General features: G+C 37.8%; 18 protein-coding genes, 1 tRNA gene and 1 pseudogene. 9 read left to right on the forward strand and 11 right to left on the reverse strand.

Translation table 11 applies throughout. The features are described from left to right. Window positions 1-688: 688 nt before the first annotated feature. From Q5760_RS20635 to queG, 8 genes and pseudogenes are all read right to left on the reverse strand, one after another. Window positions 689-1,357, reverse strand: a pseudogene (locus Q5760_RS20635) (DUF444 family protein); the annotation flags it as partial. A 240-nt stretch (window positions 1,358-1,597) separates the two neighbouring features. Beyond that, entirely contained in the window at window positions 1,598-2,623 is a 1,026-nt protein-coding gene (locus Q5760_RS20640; protein WP_428909483.1) for a TRAP transporter substrate-binding protein, read from the reverse strand. A gap of 49 nt (window positions 2,624-2,672) precedes the next feature. After that, window positions 2,673-4,364, reverse strand: coding sequence for a methyl-accepting chemotaxis protein (locus tag Q5760_RS20645; protein WP_428909484.1), 1,692 nt, complete (start codon window positions 4,362-4,364; stop codon window positions 2,673-2,675). Window positions 4,365-4,984: 620 nt separating this feature from the next. Beyond that, window positions 4,985-6,880, reverse strand: a complete 1,896-nt coding sequence (locus tag Q5760_RS20650) for a PrkA family serine protein kinase (RefSeq protein WP_428909485.1) — start codon at window positions 6,878-6,880, stop codon at window positions 4,985-4,987. 510 nt (window positions 6,881-7,390) lie between these two features. Beyond that, on the reverse strand, window positions 7,391-8,140 hold the full coding sequence (nfsA, locus tag Q5760_RS20655; protein WP_428909486.1) for an oxygen-insensitive NADPH nitroreductase: 750 nt from the start codon (window positions 8,138-8,140) through the stop codon (window positions 7,391-7,393). Window positions 8,141-8,255: 115 nt separating this feature from the next. After that, window positions 8,256-8,762, reverse strand: coding sequence for a tRNA (uridine(34)/cytosine(34)/5-carboxymethylaminomethyluridine(34)-2'-O)-methyltransferase TrmL (trmL, locus tag Q5760_RS20660; protein ID WP_428909487.1), 507 nt, complete (start codon window positions 8,760-8,762; stop codon window positions 8,256-8,258). Between the two features lie 64 nt (window positions 8,763-8,826). Then, the gene (locus Q5760_RS20665; RefSeq protein ID WP_428909488.1) at window positions 8,827-9,711 is read right to left on the reverse strand and encodes an amidase domain-containing protein; all 885 of its coding nucleotides are present in this window, start codon (window positions 9,709-9,711) and stop codon (window positions 8,827-8,829) included. A gap of 59 nt (window positions 9,712-9,770) precedes the next feature. Further along, window positions 9,771-10,895, reverse strand: coding sequence for a tRNA epoxyqueuosine(34) reductase QueG (queG, locus tag Q5760_RS20670; protein WP_428909489.1), 1,125 nt, complete (start codon window positions 10,893-10,895; stop codon window positions 9,771-9,773). An 81-nt stretch (window positions 10,896-10,976) separates the two neighbouring features. Between queG and Q5760_RS20675 the strand changes: the two genes are divergently transcribed. Then, window positions 10,977-11,651, forward strand: coding sequence for a B3/B4 domain-containing protein (locus Q5760_RS20675; protein WP_428909490.1), 675 nt, complete (start codon window positions 10,977-10,979; stop codon window positions 11,649-11,651). Between the two features lie 323 nt (window positions 11,652-11,974). On the opposite strand, the gene Q5760_RS20680 is transcribed toward Q5760_RS20675, so the two are convergent. Continuing rightward, window positions 11,975-12,045: transfer RNA gene (locus tag Q5760_RS20680), tRNA-Gly, on the reverse strand. 194 nt (window positions 12,046-12,239) lie between these two features. Here Q5760_RS20680 and Q5760_RS20685 point away from each other — a divergent pair. From Q5760_RS20685 to psiE, 7 genes are all read left to right on the forward strand, one after another. Further along, the gene (locus Q5760_RS20685) at window positions 12,240-13,217 is read left to right on the forward strand and encodes a hypothetical protein (protein WP_428909491.1); all 978 of its coding nucleotides are present in this window, start codon (window positions 12,240-12,242) and stop codon (window positions 13,215-13,217) included. Window positions 13,218-13,236: 19 nt separating this feature from the next. After that, complete coding sequence (locus Q5760_RS20690; protein ID WP_428909492.1) at window positions 13,237-14,349, forward strand: glycosyltransferase family 4 protein; 1,113 nt, start codon at window positions 13,237-13,239, stop codon at window positions 14,347-14,349. Continuing rightward, a complete protein-coding gene (locus Q5760_RS20695) occupies window positions 14,349-15,122 on the forward strand; it encodes a HipA family kinase (RefSeq protein ID WP_428909493.1) in 774 nt (257 codons plus the stop codon). The genes Q5760_RS20690 and Q5760_RS20695 overlap by 1 nt, the downstream gene beginning before the upstream one ends. A gap of 159 nt (window positions 15,123-15,281) precedes the next feature. Then, window positions 15,282-16,175 (forward strand): UTP--glucose-1-phosphate uridylyltransferase GalU, encoded by an 894-nt coding sequence (gene galU, locus Q5760_RS20700; protein WP_428909494.1) that lies wholly within the window; start codon window positions 15,282-15,284, stop codon window positions 16,173-16,175. Then, the gene (locus Q5760_RS20705) at window positions 16,162-17,499 is read left to right on the forward strand and encodes a UDP-glucose dehydrogenase family protein (RefSeq protein WP_428909495.1); all 1,338 of its coding nucleotides are present in this window, start codon (window positions 16,162-16,164) and stop codon (window positions 17,497-17,499) included. Before galU ends, Q5760_RS20705 begins: the two co-directional genes overlap by 14 nt. Before the next feature lie 348 nt (window positions 17,500-17,847). Beyond that, window positions 17,848-20,349 carry an EAL domain-containing protein gene (locus Q5760_RS20710; RefSeq protein ID WP_428909496.1) on the forward strand — a complete coding sequence of 834 codons (2,502 nt, stop codon included), beginning with the start codon at window positions 17,848-17,850 and terminating at the stop codon, window positions 20,347-20,349. A gap of 144 nt (window positions 20,350-20,493) precedes the next feature. Then, the gene (gene psiE, locus Q5760_RS20715) at window positions 20,494-20,949 is read left to right on the forward strand and encodes a phosphate-starvation-inducible protein PsiE (protein ID WP_428909497.1); all 456 of its coding nucleotides are present in this window, start codon (window positions 20,494-20,496) and stop codon (window positions 20,947-20,949) included. A gap of 58 nt (window positions 20,950-21,007) precedes the next feature. Here psiE and Q5760_RS20720 read toward each other — a convergent pair whose 3' ends face one another. After that, the gene (locus Q5760_RS20720; RefSeq protein ID WP_428909498.1) at window positions 21,008-21,451 is read right to left on the reverse strand and encodes a hypothetical protein; all 444 of its coding nucleotides are present in this window, start codon (window positions 21,449-21,451) and stop codon (window positions 21,008-21,010) included. A 240-nt stretch (window positions 21,452-21,691) separates the two neighbouring features. On the opposite strand from Q5760_RS20720, the gene Q5760_RS20725 reads away from it, so the two are divergent. Then, a complete protein-coding gene (locus Q5760_RS20725; protein ID WP_428909499.1) occupies window positions 21,692-22,153 on the forward strand; it encodes a RidA family protein in 462 nt (153 codons plus the stop codon). A gap of 82 nt (window positions 22,154-22,235) precedes the next feature. On the opposite strand, the gene Q5760_RS20730 is transcribed toward Q5760_RS20725, so the two are convergent. Further along, a complete protein-coding gene (locus Q5760_RS20730) occupies window positions 22,236-23,150 on the reverse strand; it encodes a hypothetical protein (protein ID WP_428909500.1) in 915 nt (304 codons plus the stop codon). Window positions 23,151-23,165: the final 15 nt, after the last annotated feature.

The raw sequence follows: 23,165 nt of genomic DNA on the forward strand, positions 1-23,165 counted from the left end.
CCTCAACCTTAATTACTATTTAACCGATAGTTCGGAGATAGATTGGATCACCTTAACCTTTCCGGCATATCGCCTTTATATTGATAAAGCAACCTGATCCACCTCCTTAACTACTAATAAATAAAATAAAAATAAAACTAGCAAAGATGATTTGCTAGTATATTTCTTTAATATTTTCTTTAATATTTTCTTTAGGAGTTTTGCATATAATGAAGGAAAAATTTCTATCGTACTACAGTTGTAGTACTACATCGTCATACAGTTGTAGTACGATATCGTCCACCTATTGTAGTACGATGTTTATCGTACTCTAATTGTAGTACGAACAAATGATTCCCATAACAAAAGGCGCTAAATCAGCGCCTTCAAGAGTTAGTCTCTCTAAACAATATCCAGTACTTAATAAATAACACGCACATGAAAAGATATCTCAACCATAAAGATATTGTGTTCATTTACTAAGGTTACTGGATACTGTTTACAAAGTATAAAAAGAGCGACTCGCCTAAACGAATCGCCAATGCAGGTTTTAGAATTCTTTTAAACGAATTCGATGATATAAATTTAACACGTATTTATCCAAATAACTTAAATCATCATTAAAACATTCTCAAAAAATTCTTCATAAACTTTTAAAACATTGATACATCAACATTTACAACAATAGTTAAAACAATACTACCGTTCTTCCACTTGTATCCATCATGGCAATGACAACGGCTTTGGAATCTGGCTTCACCACTTCATTCCACGTCTTAAATTTTAAATCTTCTTGATAAATGGGGTGGAATTTCGGTGCACCTTTCATGGCATTTCGTTTAAAGGCGGACATCATTGTTCTTTTCTTATCAATATTCCCCATTAAACCGGTTTTACGAATATCGTTAAATTCAATATCTTCAATAATGTCTTCTTGTAATTCTTTTCGTTTTAAGTTTGGAAGTTCTAACTGTTTAAATAAGGCTTCTTCGAGATCCATCAAGGATACTTCTGCTTCAAAATAATCCTCACCAGCTTGGTCGCCAGCACCTTGCCCTTTCCCAGGTCCTTTTTGACCTGGAGAACCATCACGAGCAACAACATCTCCAACTTTGCTCTCCCCGTCGCCTTGGCCGACATGTTTGTTCTTATCATAGTTATAACGAATTTTGTATTCATCAAGGGAACGAATCGGAATTTTCACTACTTCTCGACCGTTTGACATAACAATATTTTCCTCTGTAATGAGATCGGGGAGATTATTACGAATCGCTTCCTGAACTTTTTCTTGATGCCGCTGTTGATCATCGTGGCCTTTGCGATGGAGGGACCAATCTTCTTTCGAAATTACAAATTGATGTTTATTTTTATCAGTCACTTCTACCCCTCCTTAAAAATAATCATTTTTTTTTGCACACTTTTGGAAGGTCTACATACTATATCTTGAGTGCAAAAAAAAGGGAAAAATAATGGATTACTCTATCATATGCGAGAAGACAAAATAATTTACAAATAATTTTTATTTGATTAAAATGCCTATCATTATAGACAAGCTATTTTTAATAGAAAATAGGGTTGCCTTTAAGGTGCATTGCACTTTTAGGACAACCCCATTTTCCTATAATCGGACTTCACTCATTAGTTGCTCAAAAAATTCCGTTCCTACTTCAACTTCAATGTCTTGATATATTTCACTCATCTTGTTTTTAAACTCTTGTTTTTGTTCGTTTGTTAATTCCGTTACTTCCATTCCTTCTTGTTTTAATAGTTGGAGCGATGTTTCTTCATCTTGCTTCGATAATTCTCGGTTATACTCCCTTGTTTCAATAGCAGCATCCATCACTACCTTTTGCAAGTCTTCAGGCAACTGATCATAAAACTCTTTATTCATAACGACTGGCCATGGAGAATAGGTATGTCCGGTTAACGTTAAATATTTTTGAACTTCGTGAAATTTAGACGAGTACATAAGCGAAAGTGGGGTTTCTTGAGCGTCAACGCTCTTCGTTTCTAATGCGCCATATAATTCCGTAAAGGCAATCGGCGTTGTATTTGTCCCAAGTAATGACCAAGCCTTTATTTGCATCGGATTTTCTAAAGTTCGCATCTTAATCCCTGTTAAATCCTCAACACTTGTGATGGGTTTAATATTATTCGTTAAGTGTCTGAAACCATTTTCCCAATATACGAGCCCTTTAAGTCCTTTATTTGAAAGGGAATCTAGTACGGCTTGTCCGACTTCTCCGTCCAATACTTTATGGGCAGTTTCTCGATCATTAAATAAATAGGGCAAATCCCAAACCGCCATATATTTAGAAGCCGCATCAAGTGGTGCAGATGCAGGAGCGATCATCGTTAATTCGCCAAGCAATACTTGCTCAAGCATTTCACGTTCGCCACCTAACTCCCCTGCTGGATAGATCTCCACTTTTATTCTTCCATTGCTTCTGCTTTCAACCAAGTCTTTAAACTTCTCGAATGAGCTTTGCGCAAAATGCTCCTTTGCGGCGGCATGACCTGCTTTTATAACGAATATTTCATGACTCCCTTCCCCACTTTCACTGGTTGTAGGTGTTGAGCATGCTGACAATATACTGAATAGAACCATAAGGATACATAACCAAAAGAGTTTATTTCTTTTCATAATCAGGTCCCCTTGTGCTGATCTATATTTTTAAACGTTAGACAAAATCCTATAATTTAAATTTTGATAAGATTGATTGTAGATCTTCTGCCATTTTGGATAAAAATTGTGCGGATGCAGCGACTTCTTGCATGGCTGCAAATTGCTGCTCTGTTGCAGCAGCACTTTCTTGACTATTATGCGAACTCTTTTCAGCGATATCTTCCACTTTCTTAATGGCATTCACAATTTGACTTGTAACTGCAGTCATCTCCTCAACAGCTGCTGACACTTCGATTACCTTTTGGCTGACTTCTTCCATTGCATTTGAAATCGATTTAAATGCCTTATAAGCCTCTTCTGTTTCTCTTAATCCTTCTTTTACTTGAAGACTTTCTTCATTCATCATGTTAACGGATTCATTTGTTTCAACTTGAATATGTTGAATCATTTTTGTGATTTGTCCAGCTGAGCGTTTCGATTCTTCCGCAAGCTTTCTCACTTCATCTGCTACAACTGCGAATCCTCGTCCATGTTCACTGGCTCTAGCTGCTTCGATTGCCGCATTTAAGGCAAGTAGATTGGTTTGTTCCGCAACGCCTGTAATGATTTCAATAATCTGGCTAATTTCGTTGGAACTCGTCTGTAAGGATCCGATTGAATCACTAGCCTTTATTACAGTTTTTTGAATTTGGTTCATTTGTTTCACAACATGTTCAATAAATCCTTCCCCTTCATTTGTTAAGGAGCTTGTCTTTTCAGTTAAATGAAGCATATTTTCACTGTTTTCGGCGATTTGTGAGATACCCTCATTCATTTCATTGATTGACTGAGATAATTCTTTGAAATAAAGCAGTTGTTTTTCAATTCCTTCAGCACTATCTTGAGTCATCCGGGAAACTTGTTCGGATGCTGACGTACTTTCCTGAGAGCTTGCTGCTAGCTCCTCACTACTAGATGCAACACTTGAGGCGGATTCCTGAATTTGTCCAAGTACAGAACGTAAATCTTCAATCATCTTATAATATGATTTTCCTAAATCTCCCACTTCGTCATTGCTCTTAATCTCTAAAGCTTGTATTTGTAAGTTTCCTGCGGCGATTTTCCCTAGAGCTTCAGAAGCAGATTTGATCGGCTTCGTTATGGATCGGGTGATGAGAATCGCCAATATCGTACCCATTAACATACTTATGATTCCAATAACTAAAACAAACGTTTTTGTCTGATCCACTGATTTAGACGTTTCTTCAATTCCCGAGAAGACAAGGGTTTCTTGCCCTTTATCCAAATCCTCAATTTTCTTTTGAAATACATTGGATATTGTTTTTCCAGATGTATTCATTAAATTTGTATATCCGACGGTATCACCATCATTCTTCAATGCGATCTCTTTTCTGACAATTTCATCAAAACGCAATTGGAAAGCAACCAATTGCTCTATAATTTCTAGATCCCTTTCTGATTGATAGACTTTTAACATTTCCTTCATCGTTTCGTTCGCCTTATTTAATTGTTCTTCGTAATGTTCAATATACGTTTCATCCCCAGTTAACAGGTAACTTTTAACAGCATTAGATTGATCTAAATAGAGGATATTCAAATCCTTTGCGTACATCGCATTTTCCACATTTTCATAAATCAATTTACTGTAACTTTCATCGGTAAAATTGATTCGATTGCTAGATATTAAACTTCCAATTGCTAATAAAAGAAGAATGAAGAAAAAACCACCAAATATTTTTTTGCCTACCGTTAGTCTCATAGAAATGTCTCCTTTATGATGAACTAGCTACTTATTCATTCTTTTTACCTATTATTAGAACTAGTATATCCATTTCTTCGTGATTCCTCTGTGAGAAAAGTAACAATTTTATGTAAAATAATAATAATTCAATAAATTTTTCGTAAAAAATAAAAAAATGACTATCCTTAGCAGTTCCGTTTACTGTTATATCAACGAATAAAGAACTTCAACAAATTTAAAATCATGACAAATAAAAGAATACACCAAATAACAGAGTGGCAATAAACGATGCAACTCTGTTATTTAGTGTATGAAAAGTGATCCTATTTACTATGCTTGAATAGGTTATATGAAAAAGGTAATTTTACTGTTATGGGTCTGAGTATGAGGACGTGTGTTCCGTTATTTAAGTCAAGAATGGAGATTTCACATTCTATTAGATTGGACAATGTCCACAGAAATTAGAACAGTATGAACTCGATGGTTAATATGTAATTAGATAAAACAAGCAAAATGGAACGCACGGAAATCCATGCGTTCCATTTTGCTTGTTCTATTGTTTTTTATTATAAATCAAGTTTACTTATTTTCTACAGTGATTGGAACTGCATTCATTAAAGGATTGCCGATCGTTTCATTTATCGATTTAATAAGCTTCCGACATAACGTAAGAGTTCATTTGCTGAAGTTGAATTATAGCCGTGCTCATCAATTAATCGTGCGACCACTTCATTTACCTTCTTCAGCTGCTGCTCATCTGGCGTTTTCGTAGACGTTGTAATCTTAACCACATCTTTTAAATCAGCAAATAGCTTTTTCTGGATGGCTTCACGCAGACGATCATGTGAATTATAATCAAAACGTTTTCCTTTACGCGCATATGCGGAAATTCGAATGAGGATTTCTTCACGGAATGCCTTTTTCGCATTTTCAGAAATTCCGATTTGTTCTTCGATCGACCTCATTAGTTTTTCATCTGGATTAATTTCCTCTCCAGTTAACGGATCATGTAGCTTATTTTTATTACAATAGGCTTCCACATTATCTAAATAATTGTCCATTAACGTTTTCGCTGATTCTTCATAAGAATAGACAAACGCCTTTTGTACTTCTTTCTTGGCGATATCATCGTATTCTTTACGTGCTAAAGAAATGAAATTCAAATAACGTTCACGCTGTTCAGAGTTGATAGATGGATGTTGATCAAGTCCTTCTTTTAAGGATCGGAGAACATCCAAGGCGTTGATGCTTGTCATATCTTTTCGGATGATCGTGGAAGAAATACGGTTAATGACATATCGTGGATCAATTCCACTCATTCCTTCATCTGTATATTCCTTTTTCAATTCGTCTACATCGGCCTGATTATAGCCTTCAACATTTTCACCATCATAAAGACGCATCTTCTTAACTAAATCAATGTCACCTTTTTTCGGCTCTTTCAATCTAGTTAAAATTGTAAACATCGCCGCTACTCTTAATGTGTGCGGTGCAATATGCACATCAGAAACATCACTTTCGCGAATCATTTTTTCATAGATTTTTTCTTCTTCTGTTACTTTCAAATTATACGGAATTGGCATTACAATGATCCTTGAATGTAATGCCTCGTTTTTCTTATTAGAGATAAACGAACGATATTCGGTTTCGTTCGTGTGAGCTACAACCAATTCATCGGCGCTTATGAGCGCAAATCGACCCGCTTTAAAGTTCCCCTCTTGTGTTAAGGATAATAAATGCCATAGGAATTTTTCATCACATTTCAGCATTTCCTGGAACTCCATCATTCCGCGATTGGCTTTGTTCAATTCCCCATCAAAGCGGTAGGCTCTTGGGTCTGATTCAGATCCATACTCAGCAATTGTTGAGAAATCAATGCTTCCGGTTAAGTCTGCAATATCCTGTGATTTCGGGTCAGATGGACTGAACGTTCCTATACCGACACGACGATCTTCAGAGAAGAAGACTCTTTCAACAAGAACATCTTCAATACGACCGTCATACTCTTGTTCGAGCCTCATCATGTTGAGTGGCGATAGATTTCCTTCAATTCGAATACCATATTCGTCATAGAAATCTTTTCGCAAATGCTGCGGAATTAAATGAAGGGGATCTTCATGCATTGGGCATCCTTTGATTCCAAAGACTGCTCCTCGGTCTGTTAAAGAATAAGCTTCTAAACCTCTTTTTAACAAAGTAACCAATGTAGACTTACCGCCGCTGACAGGACCCATTAATAGAAGGATCCGTTTGCGAACATCTAATCTTTTCGCAGAAGGGTGAAAATATTCTTCTACCAATCTCTCTAATGCTTCTTCGAGACCAAATAATTGGTTTGAGAAGAACTTATATCGCTTTTGCCCATTCACCTCTTCCACTCCAGCATCTTTAATCATATTATAGACACGAGAATGTGCTGACTGCGCCACCCATGGCTTCTCTTTAACAATCTCTAAATACTCTCCAAAAGTACCTTCCCATTTAAGCATCGCTTCTTCTTGACGATATAATTGAACTTTTTTTAATATATCCATATAGACCTCCCCTTACGCTTTTCTTTCTTACTAGCTATAGATCATATTTTTTGTGAAAAAATAATAGCGGTAAGCTAGTAATACCCGATCTGCGTGACAGCCATAAACGATAGACATCCTAGTAAGAGCTTGGGTTGTGAAACCGATTATTATAATGTATGCTCTACAATGATTGAAGATGTCAAAAGGATTCATGACTTGGCTAATAACGTTTTCAATAATAGCAGAAAACATGAAAAGCAATAATAATGATTAATATGATGGAAAATCCTTAATATGACATTTTATCTGAATTTTTTAACTATTTTAAAATGCCGTTCATTTTCATTTCAAGTTAGTCCCAGATACGTTATAATAAAATAAATATTTAAATTTATCAGTCTATTTTAGGAGGTAAGGGACATGGGACTTATTTTAGTATTAGGAGTTATGGTTGTATTTCTTACGTGTATCTTTACAGCTGGATATAATGATAAGCCACAAAAGTAAAAAAGCCGCAGTTGCGGCTTTTTATTTTGTATTTAGCTTATGTTGTTTAATAAATTCATACATATACATTCTTCTTGGCTGACTAAGCATGTTCGCCATTTGTTTCGTCCACGTATCTTGTCGTTCCCCCTGTGTTCTTTCTTTATAATAGGTTGAGATGGTTTCATTATATTCCACCAACTGCTGTTTTATAATAGATGAATCCTGTTCATATTCATTTTCGTGATAAATATGCGCTAGTGGAAGTCGTGGCTTCTTGTCATTTAACTTTTTCGGATAGCCAACGGCCATTCCAAAAAGAGGTATTACACGATTTGGTGTTTTTAATATTTTACACACTTCTGGAAGATTATTACGAATTCCACCTATGTAACAAATTCCTAACCCAAGTGATTCAGCCGCAATTGCCGCGTTTTGTGCGGCAAGAGCCGCATCAATCAGCATAACCATAAACTTTTCTGTACTCTCCAAAGATTCGTTTAGATCTGTTTCCTCCATTTCACTGATGAGCTCATGGCGATGTAGGTCCGCACAGAAAACAAAGAAATGTCCATTTTGGGCTACATATTTTTGATTCCCTGCAAGTTGGGCTAATTTTTGTTTCTTCTCTGGATCGGTCACTCCGATAATGGAATAGGCTTGGATGTAACTTGAGGTAGAGGCTGCTTGGGCGCTTAACACAATCGTTTCAATTTGTTCTTTCGAAAGTGGCTTGTCTTCAAAATCCCGAACCGAACGATGAGATAAGATCGTTTCAATAACTGTATTCATGGAATCCTTCCTTTCTGATTAGCTTTAATATTTATCATAACGAAGTAGCTGGCAAAATTCCAATAATAAAGAAAAGGAGTTTGGCATTTCGATTATATGCCAAACTCCTTTTTCTTTATCTTATTTTTTCATCAAGACTTGGTCCATGCTTTTCAAGATGTCGATAATTTTGTTGACGTAATGCTTCGTATACAAGAATAGCCGCTGTATTCGAGAGATTTAACGCACGAACATTTTCCGTCATTGGTACCCGTAAAGCACGTTCCTTATTATTTTCAATGACCTCTTTTGGTAAGCCATTCGTTTCCCGACCAAAAACAAAGAATATCTCCTTATCCTGGTCACTATAATCGTATTGCGTATGTGGTTGTTTCGCATATTTCGTTAAATAATAAAACTCCCCGCCTTGATTCTTTTCATAAAACTCATCAAGGGAATCATAATAATGGATGTCAACATAATCCCAATAATCGACTCCCGCTCTTTTCAACGCTTTATCGTCTGTTGAAAATCCAAGCGGACGGATTAAATGTAAAGATGTATCTGTCGCCGCACAAGTACGTGCAATATTTCCTGTATTTGCTGGAATTTCTGGTTGATATAAAACTACATGTATTGCCAATTCTTTCACCTCTATCGGACTGTTTAACGGTCTTTTAAAATGTACTCTTCATTATATCATGATCTTAAGAATCATCCATAATCGTGAAAAATTTATATTGGATATTTGGCGTATAAGCGGTCGAATCCTCATAGGCCCAATAACGCATTCGGCTGTTTGCTGTATGTGCATTCACAAGAGGCATTCCATTTGCATCTTTTCCAGTAACGATGGTGTTATGATTAAACCTACCATCTCCTTCAAAGTCATAACAAATCACATCTCCAGGCAATAACTCCTCTGGATTTGAAACTTCTCTCGCCCTTAATCCGCTTTTCGACGATTTCAAATGCAATTGCAGAGCATGAGCCACTGACCAACTATAGCTCCAATTGTTATTTTGCATCCACCAACCTTGACTCCGGTTCGGATGCCCTCTCATTGGTGCCCCACCTTGATGAAGGCACTGAGAAACATAGTTGGTACAATCCACCTTAAAATTTTTATAAGCCGGATTGTAATCATTCCACCATCTCTCCGCATATTGGACTGCTTTTTGTCGGTTGTACTGAAAAGCGATCCGTTCTTGTTGATCCTCATCATCTCCGGGTTCTTCCATTGGAAAATCCGATTCATTTTCCCTTTGAAAGGGATCCAACTCTTTATCCGCTACTAATACCCCTTTATAAAATTCCGCTTGTCTTGTTTCCATTTCCTCTTCTATTAAAAAAAGACCCTTTTGTTTGATTAAATATTGAAGATGCACATGGTATTGAACATGTTCACTTTCAGCAGACCTTTTATCAACATGATCAATAGATCCCTTCGCATTCACCTTCACGATTTCTGCCTGTCTACGGTTACATGTTTCTCTTTTCTTTTCGATTTTCTCATCTTGTGTTTCACTTCTTAAGCTTGACACATATTGTTGAACCCGTTTTTGCAAATGATCTTGAAGCTGCTTTCGCATGCTTTCACTCCTTCCTTTTAGAAATATATGAAAGGAGTGATAATTATTTCATTAAAGTTCTAGGATTTCAGGACCTTTTCCATCTCAAGTTTGACTTCTTCGTCTGTTTCATGGTCATATGCTTGTTGAAGAAGGTCTTTCGCTTGGGATCCCGCAATTTTTGCAATCGCCCAAGCAGCCGTTCCCCGAATCATCGGACGAGGATCATTTTGTAACATATCGATTAAATCATTCAAGGACGTTTCATCTTTAAAATGAGCAAGAGCAAGGATTGCATTTCGTTGGATTGGATTTTTCCCACGCCATGCTCCTGAAACATGACCAAACGTATTTTTAAACTCTCGATTACTTAATTGAAGAATCGGTTTCAAAAGCGGCTTAGCAATTTCAGGCTCCGGCTCAGCTTCTGGATGGTGATGAAAATCCATTCCTTTATTGGCTGGGCACGCGGTTTGACAGGAATCACAGCCATAGAGACGATTTCCTATTTTTTCACGAAACTCCTCTGGAATAATTTCTTTCGTTTGGGTTAAAAAAGAAATGCAGCGTTTCGCGTCGATTTGTCCTCCTTGAATTAATGCCCCAGTCGGACAAGCATCCAGACATTTCGTGCATGTACCACACTGGTCTTCCATTGGAGTGTCGGGCTCAAAGGGAATATTCGTAATCATCTCCCCTAGATAGACATACGAACCGAACTCTGGGGTAATAATCGAACAATTTTTTCCGCTCCAGCCAATCCCTGCACGCTCTGCTACGGCACGATCAGCTAATTCCCCTGTATCCACCATAGACTTGAGCTTCGCTTCAGGAATCTTTTCAAGGATAAATTCTTCAAGTTTTTTCAATCGTTTCCGGAGGATGATATGATAATCATCGCCCCATGAAGCCCGTGCAAAAATCCCTCTCCGCTCTCCTACTTTACTCGTAACCCGTTCTTTCATTTTGGTAGGATAAGCAACCGCAATTGAAATAATCGAAGCTGCGCCTTCTAGTAACAAACTTGGATTCGTTCTTTTTTCAAGATCAGGCTCTTCAAAGCCCGATTGATACTGTAGTTCCTGTTGCCGAATGAGCCGGTTTTTGAGTTCATCAAATGGAGATGCGGTGGTGAAACCAATTTTATCAATGCCAATGGTTTGGCTGTATTGAATAATCTCCTGCTTTAATTGAGTGAAATTCATGGGACTTTTCCCCCCTTTCATTTGATTAAGTAAGAGTTTCATGTGATAGTTATTTTAGTCAAGAATTGGGAGGAAGTTAGCATGCAAGTAAGAATTGCACCTGAAATCTTTGAATATATACCTGATTTTAAAATAGGCTTCATTCAATATGACGATATTACGGTAGGAGAATCCCCACAAATGTTGAAAGGTCGGCTCCAATTACACCAAGAATCGCTCTTTTTTGAGATGGATGATAAAAAAGTTACGGACTTTCGTGGGATTCAGGAATGGAGACAAGTGTTTAAGAAAATAGGTAAAGATCCAAACCGATACCGCCATTCCGCAGAAGCCTTGTATCGCCGAGTCCAAAAACAAAATTATTTACAAAGCATCCATAGTGCGACTGATTTGAATAATTTCTTTTCCTTGCAATATCAAATCCCGTTCGGCATCTATGATGTTGAAAAAGTCCAAGGCGGTCTGATTACCGTCCGAATTGGTGTAGAGGATGAAGCGTATTTAGGCCTAAATGGTCGAGAAAACTCATTAAACCAGCTCATTGTTTCTGCTGATGAAGCCGGACCTTTTGGCAGCCCGTTTGTCGATTCAGAACGAACCGCTGTGACCGAAAATACGAAAAAGGCCGTTCAAATTGTATATTTAAAGCCTTCTATGTCTGTGGCTGAGGCAGAAAAATTGGTTTCTTCTGCTGCGAATATGTTTACCCAGATTAGCGGCGGAAGTAGTACGTTTAAAGTTATGGCGTTTGAATAATGGCAGCTTTCACATTTGGTGGTGTTACTTGTTAATACCACCATTTTATATTGGGCTGCTTCTTTTTGGGTTGTATATTTGTTTAATGCTATCAATTTGTATGATGTTTCCTCTTTTTTGGTTGTATTAGCTCCATATACTACCAAATTTCAGCGAACTACCTCTTTTTCAGTTGTATTGGTCTTTATTTATTCTACCAGTTTTCCAAGAAACACTCTCTCTTGGTTGTATTCCTAAAGCATTTAAGATAAATGAACACATTAAAAAACGCAATACTTCGTTCTTTCTGAAACGAAATACTGCGTTGTTAGCATATTTTAAAGAGCGGGTGAAGGGAATCGAACCCTCGACAACAGCTTGGAAGGCTGTGGTTTTACCACTAAACTACACCCGCATCACCAAAGAATGAATTAATAGTAACAAAAAATTTACACGAACGCAATAGAAAAAACAAAAAATATACATATTTATGTCGAATGTTGTCATGATAAATATTCCCATACTTGGGTACATGCCTTTACAAATTGTCAGTCCCTTGACTATGTATATAGAAAGGTTGATTTTGAATAGACGAACTGGAGGATTTATATGGATAAGCAATATTTAAAACAATGCGTAAATAAAATTAAAGTAACCAATTTACCTTATGCAGATGTAGAAGTAGAGAACCATTCCCCTCTAAAAATGATCGGCAAAGGTCGACAAGGGGCGGTCTTTAAAGTAAATGATGATATTTGTGTAAAGGTATTTGGTAATGAGGAAGACTGCGAACGCGAATATTATGCACTTTCGTTAGGAAAGCATACCGATCTTTTTCCAATGGTACATGATAAGGGTCCCTTGCATATCGCCATGGATTTCATTAAGGGCGTTGATTTACGTGAATATTTACAATCACAGCCATTAACGGAAGAACTTTCGTTTAAGCTCATTCAATTGCTGATTACCTTTAAGGAAATTGGTTATGAACGAATTGACCATCATAAAAGACAAATTTTTATTTTGCCCAATGGTCATCTAAAAGTCATCGATGTAGCAAGAACAGTCTGGAGAGATCGGGTCTATCCCTATCCCCGCAAACTAATCAATTCATTAGGTGAAGAGTACAAAAAAACATTTCTATCTCATGTCCAAAAGCTTTCCGCAGATTTATATGCAGAATGGTCTCACTACATTGAAATGGAAAAACTCTCTCGCCATATCACCAAAAAACTTTTAACCCAATCTAGCGATAAAAATTCATTATTAATCGAATCTCTATTAAACTCCAAGGTAGAAAAAGAGTACCGTAAACGCCTTGAGGATCTTGTGTATAAAGTTTTTAAAGATGAATGGGTCAAAGTGATGCTAGCAAAAGGTGTCAATCCCGATGTGATCATGGATAAAATAGAAGAGAAAATGGAAAAGCTTCAAGTAGACAATGGAAAAGCAAAAGGAAAAGATGAAGACCATTACATTGGATTCTACAAAAATTCCCAATCAAAATATGAAACGGCAGAATATGGTGGAGCCCAAAAACGAAAAAACCAACCAAGACCTAGAGGAAGGAGTTTTATAATAAGATAAAAGGAGGAGTGAAACCAATATGAAAGTACTCGTCATTTGGAGGCTACTAACAGTTGGTGGGGTGAATGCAGGTTGGCGCAATCGGGCGATCTATTTTAAAAAATACGGCATCCACACTGAATTCTTATATACAACCGACCACGGCGGAATGCACATTATGGAGGATGTGGCACCCGTTTACTTAACAAAAGATAAGCACGAAATTGTCAACATCATTAAAAAGAATCAATATGACGCGATTATTGTGGTCGATACAAAGTCGGCCTACAAATGGATTAAAAAGGCAAAATTTCAAGGTCCTGTCCTCGTTGAAGCTCGAACACCCGAACTGATTAAATTGAAGCCCCATATATCTGACTTTAACGGGATAGAACCTTTAACGATTATCGTTCCTTCCCAGTATCAAAAACGGATCGTGAATATCCTAACGGAAGAGATTCCGATTCATGTCATCTATAACGGAGTGGATCCCACTTTTTGCCGAGCTCTAACGAAAGAAGAGATTGATTTTAACAATGAACCCTTTTTACCAAAGAATAAAAAAGTCATTGGCTGGATTGGTCGCTTGGATAAACGAAAAAACTGGCCCATGCTGGTTGAAGTCGCTAAAAAAATCAAAAGAGAGCGAGATGATATTGAAATTTGGGTCATTGGGGGAGCGCAAAGTGTGCAACGAGAAGAGTTTGCGGCAACTTGGCAGGAAGAAAATCTCACAGATATTATAAAATGGTTTCCCGTCATCCCCTATCAACAAATGCCTCACGTATATTCAAAAATCCGTGAATCCGGTGGATGTACGTTAGCCACAACAAAATCAGAGTCATTTGGAAATACATTCATCGAATCAATGGTATCTGGGGTGCCTGTTGTGGCGTCAAACATGAGTCCTGTAACTGAATTAGTTATTCCGGAAGAAACCGGGCTTCTCTATTATGGGCAAAATGTGGAAGATGCAACTAAACAACTATATACAATCATCGATAACCCCAATCTCCAGCAGGAGATGTCACAAAATGCCATTCAACATGTCCATGAACGTTTTGCCATTTCTGTAGTGGCACAACAATATGTGGAGTTGTTAAGAAAATTCGTTTCGCCCTATCTTCCAGTTAAAGATGAGGTGAGTGATTAATGGAACCCATTGCTTATTGTAAACGGTTAGAGGGTAAGTCAAATGCCCATTTAATCCAGTTTGATGATGGTCAAAGTTATGTGGTGAAGTACTTCCAGCCAGGTTTTGAAAAAACATTGCCAAATGAATGGCTCGCATATTGTTTAGGACGATATCTTGGAGTCCCCATTCCTTTTTCAAAAATCATCGATATTCCAGCTACCTTTTCTTCACAAGTACCAGAACTTTCCGATATGTCTACTACTCCCTATCAATTTGCTTCTCTGTACATTCCAGACTGTAAAGATGCACACCAAGTTACAAACCTATCAGGAATAACCAATCATAAAGCGCTTGCTGCTACCATCGTATTTGATTATTGGTTCTATAATGGGGATCGAACTCGTAAAAACGTTCTTTTACATGAAGAATTAGAGAATACCTATCAATTATGGGCAATCGATCATGCCGAAGTCTTTGGTACTTATAATTGGAATCTATTAGATCTGCCAACTCTTCCAACAGGATTGATCAAAAGTGCGACCCATGAGATGATGGCCCGTTTTATCGACAATGAAAGCCAGTTCCTACAATCATTCGAACAGATTCAAACCATCCCGATTTTTTTAATAGAGGAGATCGTTTCCATGATTCCTGATGAGTGGATGGTAACAAAGGAAGAGAGAAAAGAAATGGTGGGCACTCTCCTCCATAGGCGCAAAAAGGTCCTTCCAAAGGTGATCCCACAATTTATTAAAAAAATCTATCTTCCCCTCCATACAAACAAAACGTAGGACTCTCCATAAGGGGTTCGGTAACCACATTACCGAACGAAAATATGGTTCCAGCCCCTTCTGAGTTCGTCCTTATTTCTATATTGCTAGGCTAATAACGTGACCAAACCTCCTCTTTTTTCATATAAAACATTAATACAGGTAAGAAGGAGGCAGCTTATGAAAATTCGAAAAGCGATCATCCCTGCTGCAGGGCTTGGTACCCGGTTTTTACCAGCCACGAAAGCGCAACCAAAAGAAATGCTGCCAATTGTAGATAAACCCACAATTCAATATATTGTCGAAGAAGCTGTCGCCTCTGGGATAGAGGAAATCGTGATCATTATTGGCAGAGGAAAGCGATCGATAGAAGATCACTTTGATAAATCGTATGAACTTGAGGATGCGCTATTGAAGAAAAAGCAAGACGCGATGTTAGAAGAAGTTCAAAAAATATCAAACTTAGCTACTATCTATTACGTTCGGCAAAAAGAAGCAAAAGGGCTTGGCGATGCGATTCTTTGTGCAAGAAGTTTCATTGGCGATGAACCCTTTGCTATTTTACTAGGTGATGACATTGTCATGAGTGATACCCCTTGTTTAAAACAAATTATCAATGTGTTCGAATACTGTAACAGCTCCGTTATTGCCGTCCAAGAGGTTCCAAAAACAGACGTTCATAAATATGGAATCGTCAAACCAAAAGGAGCCAATGTGGATCCCAACCTCTTCTATATTGAATCTCTAGTCGAAAAACCAAAACAGGATTCCGCTCCCTCAAGACATGCCATCATGGGGCGCTATGTCTTGAGGTCGGAAATCTTTGATATCCTAAGCAAACTGCCAACTGGTCATAATGGCGAACTTCAATTAACAGATGCCCTTAATGAATTGAACCGAATTCAAGCGGTATTAGCTTATCGCTTTGAGGGCAAGCGTTATGACATTGGTGACAAAATGGGGTTTGTCAAAGCGACCTTAGACTTTGCTTTGCAACGAGAGGATATGCGAAAAGAAGTAATGGATTACTTGCTAGAAGTGTATGAAAATCAGTTAAAAAGTGAGTTTGATTAAGATGAATATAGCGGTTATTGGAACAGGTTATGTTGGGCTATCAACAGGTGTTTGTTTGGCAGAAATCGGTCACCAAGTAAATGGTATCGATGTGGATGAAGCAAAAATTAACGAATTATTGCAAGGTTCCTCCCCTATTTACGAACCAGAACTTGAGCCGTTGCTTCAAAAAAACATGAAAAAAGGAAATTTATTTTTTACAACCTCGCTTGAAATTGGTTTGAAAGACGCGGAAATTATCATATTAGCTGTGGGAACTCCACAACATGAGGATGGCAGCGTGGACTTATCGTATTTGTTTGGGGCAGCTAAAGACTTAGCTCCACATTTAAAAAATAAAAGCATTGTGGTGATCAAAAGTACCGTTCCAGTTGGCACGAATCATCAGGTTAAAAAGTTGATTGAAGACCATCTCCCCCACCCGATTGCTTTTGATATGATTTCAAATCCTGAATTCTTGAGACAAGGCTCTGCAATCAGCGATACCTTGCATCCAGATCGGATTATTATCGGATCTCTTGAAAGCTCTGCTGCTTCGAAGGTAGAGGCTATGTATCAACCCCTTCATGCTTCAATCATCCACACGAGCATTGAAAGTGCCGAAATGATTAAGTATGCCTCAAATGCTTTCTTAGCAACCAAAATCAGTTTTATCAATCAAATAGCCAACCTTTGTGAATCTGTTGGCGCAGATGTTGAAGATGTCGCAATGGGCATGGGAATGGATAAACGGATTGGAGCAACCTTTTTACAGGCGGGAATTGGCTATGGTGGATCCTGTTTCCCAAAGGATACAAAAGCCCTCCTCCATATGGCCAAGCAAAATGGGCACCATTTTTCCCAATTAAACGAAACGATTGCCATCAATGACACACAGCCCCTTCTTTTAGTTAAAAAAGCAGTGAATCGTTTTACTGATTTAAAGGGTAAAAAAATAGCGTTGCTGGGTCTTTCTTTTAAACCTGAAACAGACGATATGAGAGAAGCCCCATCGATAAAAATTGCCCAAAAATTGCTAGAGCTAGGGACCGTAGTCACAGCCTATGATCCGATTGCCATCGATCGCGCTAAACAAGTGTTAGGGAATTCGATTCACTATGCGAATTCTGTTTGGGAAGCTCTAAAGGACGCGGATGCATTGTTCCTTTTAACGGAATGGGGTGAGTTTAAGAGAATAGATGTAACGAGAGTCACTGGGCTAATGAAACAACCAATTATATTTGATGGGCGGAATTGCTTTGATACGGATAAGATTGAGGCTTGTGAAAAAATTGAATACTATCCAGTTGGGAAAAAGGCAATCTTGAAGGAAGGATTTTACTAGAAAAAGGGGAAATTAGGGGTTTGGTTCAAGACTACTTTGATTCTGTTCAATGATCATCGAATTTGGTTCAATTCCACTTCATTTTGGTTCAATAATTATTTCGTATCAAAAAAAGAAGGACGGGTATCGATTCCCGTCCTTTTTTCATGCATGTTTCCGTTGTAAATCCTCATCCAGTAGCCAAGATTGGCCTTCACTCTACAATAGCAAGAGTAGAGTTTAAACAATTCATTCTATTTCAAAAAATAATAGAATTCCATTAATATTCTTATGTCTTTTTTCACAGAACTATTATACTATGATAATAGAAGGTTACTGAACATTGAGGCGGCAAAGGGGTATGTTAAAATGTCCATACGTTCAAAACTAATTATTATGTCCCTAGTCTTTTTATCTATTCCAAGTCTTTTAATTGGAATCATTGGTTATCAATCTTCGACAAATAGTTTAAATACGCTGGGCTCCGAAGGACTGCAAACGAATGTCAGATTGACCATTGAAATGATCGAACTATTAGATAAACAAGTACAAGCAGGCACGATTTCCCTTGAGGATGCACAAGAAGAAGTCAAAAGAGCGATATTAGGTGAAAAAGATGAGAATGGGCACCGCCCCATCAATTCTCGTCTTAACTTAGGAGAAGATGGCTTCATTTTTATTATTAATTCTGCTGGTGTTGAACTCGCTCATCCCAATTTTGAAGGGGTCAATGTATGGGATGTTATAACAACAGATGGGGTTTACTCTACGAAAGAAATAGTCAAAGTAGCCGACAATGGCGGTGGTTTTGTTATTTATGAATGGCCCCTTCCTAGTAATCCCGATTTAAATGTGCCCAAAATTACATACGCGGAAAAAGAGCCCCATTGGAATTGGATTGTGTGTGCGGGGGCGTATTTACCTGACTTTAACGCAGGAGCCAATCAATTACTATATGTCCTATTGATCACGATTGGAATCTCCATGCTAATTGGAGTCGCAATCATTTTCTGGTTCTCAAGGAGGTTGACCAAGCCGATTCTACAAGTCGCACAGCAGGCAAAGTTCATTGCTAGTGGCAACTATACAGATGAAACCATTGAAGCAACGAGCAAAGATGAGACGGGCGAACTCGTTTTAAATTTTAATATCATGAAGGAAAATCAAAAAAAGGCAGAGGATCTAATCCGTCAAAATGAAGCCTTTCTTCAGTCGGTCACCACCTATATGGGAGAAGGCATTATTGTCATGGATACAGAAGGCAGACTGACATTTATGAACCCCGTCGCGGAACAGTTACTTGGCTGGCTGGAGGAAGATTGTCTTAACCAGAACATTCATGATTTCATTCACCGACATGAAGATGGAACCCCATTTCCGTATAAGGATTGTCCAAGCAAAAAAGCACAGGAAAAGAAGAAGGAATACAGGATTGCAGAAGATTGGTTCATGAATAAAAATGGAAAACTGTTCCCTGTATCCTATGTGACTAGCCCTTTATTTGAAAATGACAAAGTGACCGGTTCCATCATGGTATTTCGCGATATTTCCAAACAAAAAGAGGACAATCAAAGAATTGAATACATGGCTTTTCATGATGAATTAACTCAGTTACCGAATCTTCGTTACTTAAAAGAAAAAATGGATCAGGAAATACTTAAACATCAATCATTGGCTTTTCTAATCATTGATATCGACCGGTTTAAACATTTTAATGAAGCACTTGGTCACGGCTATGGTGATTTAATTCTACAACTAGTTGCTCGTAGACTAAAAGAACAGGTGCCCTCTCATGTATTTGTTGGACGCCTAACGGGAGATGAATTTGTAATCATTTACCCCGAAATGGATCAAGAAGATGAGTTGATGGCTTTTTGCAAACAAATTCAAGATCATGTGAATGAACCGATGCAAGTCAAACACCTACTTTTAAATGTGTCAGTTACTATTGGTGGTTCTTTATATCCTCATCATGGAGAGGGTGGAGAGGAACTATTGAGGCATGCGAATATGGCATTAATGGAAGCGGTTCAACAGCAGGTTCCATTTCAAATGTACAAGCCATCCATGGACGGAAAAGCATTAGATCGCCTTGTTTTAGAGAATGATTTGTATTATGCCCTGCAAAAGAATGAACTGCATCTTGTCTATCAGCCGCAGATTGATATTGTATCCCGTAAGATTCAAGGGTTGGAAGTTTTGCTTCGGTGGCACCATTCAAAATATGGCTTTATTTCGCCTGCTCAATTTATACCGATTGCCGAAAGCACTGGTCTAATTATCCCAATTGGTGAATGGGTACTCCGAACAGCCTGTCAACAATTAAAAGAATGGCATGATTCCGGTCTTTCTGATTTAAGTGTTGCTGTCAACCTATCATCCCGACAATTTTTTTCACAGGATTTAATTGATACCGTAAAAGGTGTGTTACTAGAAACGAATTTGCCTCCGAAAAATTTAGAGTTAGAGATTACTGAAAGCATGATGATGGATATGGAATATGCGTCCAAAACCTTACAGGATCTCAAAGCACTAGGGTGTAATATCGCGATTGATGATTTTGGGACAGGCTATTCTTCTCTCAGTTACTTAAAATATCTACCGATCGACCGTCTCAAAATTGACCGATCCTTTATTATGGATCTCACCGAAAATGAACAGGATGATGCCATTGTCACAACCATTCTTTCAATGGCACACCATTTGGAGCTGGATGTGATTGCGGAGGGCGTTGAATCACTGGAGCAAAGAGATTTCTTAAAAAAGAAAGAGTGTACCCATGTACAAGGCTATCTCTATAGTCCACCGTTGTCACCTGAAGCTATTTCTCAACAATGGGAGCAACTGCTGCAAAAGGTTAAGTCTATATGAAAAAGACAAATCACGACACTCTTTTAAAGGTTAGTTGTCGTGATTTTTTATTTAAATAAAGATATGAATTATTGTGGAAACTTTTTGCTTTTTCTGTAAAACTATATTTGTAGAATATTTTGTAACGGAAGAAGGAATGATCGTATGTCACAAAATAAAAAGGATTCTTCAAGTATCACCGAACTGATTCCAAAAGTTCTCCAAGTTTTTTTAAACCTGTCCCTTGTTTTCTTGTCCATTATTCTCTGCATTTTACTAATAATGGAATTAATCAACTTTACAGGTTATTTGTTTCAAGGTGAAAACGGCGAATACACTGTTATTCTTGAAAGTATCCTTATTTTCTTTCTGTATTTCGAGTTTATCACCATGATTGTAAAATACTTTAAAGAGCACTATCATTTCCCGCTCCGTTATTTTATTTATATCGGCATCACGGCAATGGTTCGCTTAATAATTGTGGAACACTCTGATCCGATTAGTACGGTTCTTTTTTCCATTGTGATTCTTATCCTGATAATTGGCTATTTCATCATGAACTTAACACCACGTGAAAGACCTGAAAGCCGATGGTTTTTCAAACATAAAGACAAAGACTAAGGCAGTGAGATATCCTTCCCACTGCCTCTTTTTTTCTTTAAAACTATGTATCTTAAAACTATAAACGTGTTTGTGACCTTTTACTAGGATCGGACCGATACGATTTAGTTTTTTTCCTCTTTAACATATAACGAATTCCTTTTTGGATGAATTTGATTACTAAAAAGGCAGCAAAAAATAGCAGAAAGCCCCATAAACCAATAACGGCATCATCAAATTCCATTTGTCCTCGTCCTGTAATTTGCTGCTGAATTTCAATGGCAAATACAATCACGACCATCACCGTGAACGTGTAAACAAAGGAAATCGCCGTAATCCCAAACTTGGATAGATACTTAAAGAAGACATGGGTACAGCCAAATAGAAAAATTCCAATCATGCCCATAATCCATAGATGAAGATCCTTATCCGTTACATCTAACCCTGCAAATACTGTTAAGTCCAGAATCAAATCATGCATCGTATTAATAATGTCCGCTATAATTAAAATAATCTCTTTCATCTACCATTCCCCATTTACGCCTCTTTTGTTTGATTATATATGAACAAGAATCTATTTTCCAATTTTTGGTGAGTGCCAGGCACCTTCCAGTATATGGAAGCTGCCTGGCACTCTACTAAATTTTCTCTTTTAATAAAGGAATCTTCTCTATGATGTTGAATTATATTAGGTATAAGTTTGGTATACAGTATTTCAGTAGGGATAATGGTTTAAACTCAAAGTAAATAGGGGGATTTTGGTATGACAAATAATGTGACGTCACCTGAGACTAGACTTGAAGAGTTAGGAATTGTTCTTGAACCGGCAAGGAAACCTTTAGGAAATTACACCCCTTGTGTACGGACCGGTAATCTTATCTTTACTTCTGGGCAAATTTCAGACCAATATATAGGAACACTGGGACATGATTTATCCATTGAGGAGGGCTATGACGCAGCTCGGCAGGCAGCTATTAATGTTTTACGGATGCTGAAAGGGGAACTTGGCGATTTATCCCGTGTGAAACGGGTGGTAAAAGTATTGGGAATGGTTCATTCAGCTTTGGATTTTACCGATCATCCAAAAGTCATCAATGGAGCCTCTGATCTATTGGTCTATGTTTTTGGTGAAAAAGGGATTCATGCTCGTTCAGCAGTGGGGTTGGCTCAACTCCCTAAAAATGCTGCTGTTGAGCTTGAAATGATTGTTGAAGTGGAAGAGTAAACAATAGAAAAGGGGACAAAGGCAAAGTCCTTTGTCCCCCCTTCTATTTTAAAATGTAAAAATATTCTCGTTGATTCCCTGACTAATGACCGTTTCTCACATTTTCAATCGTTTCAGCTGTTACCTTACCATTTTCAGATTTTAGCACAGGAGTATCATCATGTAAGAGGCGAACTTCGAAACCATGGTTATAGCCATGAAGCGTCACGCCCATCTTCTTTAATTCATGAAAATCGTAACCGACTTCAAGTAGTAAAAAGTTCATGATGTTTAAGATGACTCGTTTATATTCAGGAACTTCAAGCGCTAATAGATTTCCTAGCTCAGACGTAACGGTTTCTTGTCCATCTTTCCCTTTACGAATATCCTTAAAGCTCAAATCTCCAAAAGGATGTTCTTTAAAATGATCGCTTGGTTTCGCATAGATGGGAATTAGTCCAAATTGATATCGACCTGTAGCGGTTAAAATCCGAATCATTTGTTCACCTGAAGGTTGTGAATAGGTGATGATTGACTGACCATTTTCATCAAGGTGAACCCTTCTTTTGGAGTAATAGGATATCGTTTTTGTTTGCAATGCCTTCTCGACTTCTCTGGACGGAATAGATAACCCGTGACTCGCTGTGTATGTTGCTAACAAAATATCCATATCTGCGATGTTTTGAACAAATTCATTTGCTGATTCTTGACCGACCCAAATTTGAATCTCCTTATCGGACACATTCCAGGTTCCAACGGATACCACTTGGTTATCATATTGCTTCTCTTCTTTAAAAGAAAATACCCCTTTATTACTTAGTTCTTCTATAAGGTCACCTTTTTCTGGACTTGTAAGATAAATGACTATGCTTTCAGGCTCCAGCTCACAAATCATGTCAATTACGGCATCACCGATAACGGTACCCTCATACCCTGTTTGCTTTTCAAATTCTGCAGCCACTTCATGTATAATTGAAGATTCCCATTTCATTTTTGACTCAATGACTAAAGTTTCCATTCCCCAATTCCTTTC

It is taken from the genome of Niallia sp. Kr1 (assembly GCF_050389805.1).
Taxonomy (GTDB): Bacteria; Bacillota; Bacilli; order Bacillales; family Cytobacillaceae; genus Bacillus_BD.

Bases quoted from the DNA above. Each gene is read 5' to 3' on its own strand.
- Q5760_RS20640 (WP_428909483.1), bottom strand. From the start codon at position 2,623: ATGAAAAGAAATAAACTCTTTTGGTTATGTATCCTTATGGTTCTATTC.
- Q5760_RS20645 (WP_428909484.1), bottom strand. From the start codon at position 4,364: ATGAGACTAACGGTAGGCAAAAAAATATTTGGTGGTTTTTTCTTCATT.
- Q5760_RS20650 (WP_428909485.1), bottom strand. From the start codon at position 6,880: ATGGATATATTAAAAAAAGTTCAATTATATCGTCAAGAAGAAGCGATG.
- nfsA (WP_428909486.1), bottom strand. From the start codon at position 8,140: ATGAATACAGTTATTGAAACGATCTTATCTCATCGTTCGGTTCGGGAT.
- Q5760_RS20665 (WP_428909488.1), bottom strand. From the start codon at position 9,711: ATGCGAAAGCAGCTTCAAGATCATTTGCAAAAACGGGTTCAACAATAT.
- queG (WP_428909489.1), bottom strand. From the start codon at position 10,895: ATGAATTTCACTCAATTAAAGCAGGAGATTATTCAATACAGCCAAACC.
- Q5760_RS20675 (WP_428909490.1), top strand. From the start codon at position 10,977: ATGCAAGTAAGAATTGCACCTGAAATCTTTGAATATATACCTGATTTT.
- Q5760_RS20685 (WP_428909491.1), top strand. From the start codon at position 12,240: ATGGATAAGCAATATTTAAAACAATGCGTAAATAAAATTAAAGTAACC.
- Q5760_RS20690 (WP_428909492.1), top strand. From the start codon at position 13,237: ATGAAAGTACTCGTCATTTGGAGGCTACTAACAGTTGGTGGGGTGAAT.
- Q5760_RS20695 (WP_428909493.1), top strand. From the start codon at position 14,349: ATGGAACCCATTGCTTATTGTAAACGGTTAGAGGGTAAGTCAAATGCC.
- galU (WP_428909494.1), top strand. From the start codon at position 15,282: ATGAAAATTCGAAAAGCGATCATCCCTGCTGCAGGGCTTGGTACCCGG.
- Q5760_RS20710 (WP_428909496.1), top strand. From the start codon at position 17,848: ATGTCCATACGTTCAAAACTAATTATTATGTCCCTAGTCTTTTTATCT.
- psiE (WP_428909497.1), top strand. From the start codon at position 20,494: ATGTCACAAAATAAAAAGGATTCTTCAAGTATCACCGAACTGATTCCA.
- Q5760_RS20720 (WP_428909498.1), bottom strand. From the start codon at position 21,451: ATGAAAGAGATTATTTTAATTATAGCGGACATTATTAATACGATGCAT.
- Q5760_RS20725 (WP_428909499.1), top strand. From the start codon at position 21,692: ATGACAAATAATGTGACGTCACCTGAGACTAGACTTGAAGAGTTAGGA.
- Q5760_RS20730 (WP_428909500.1), bottom strand. From the start codon at position 23,150: ATGGAAACTTTAGTCATTGAGTCAAAAATGAAATGGGAATCTTCAATT.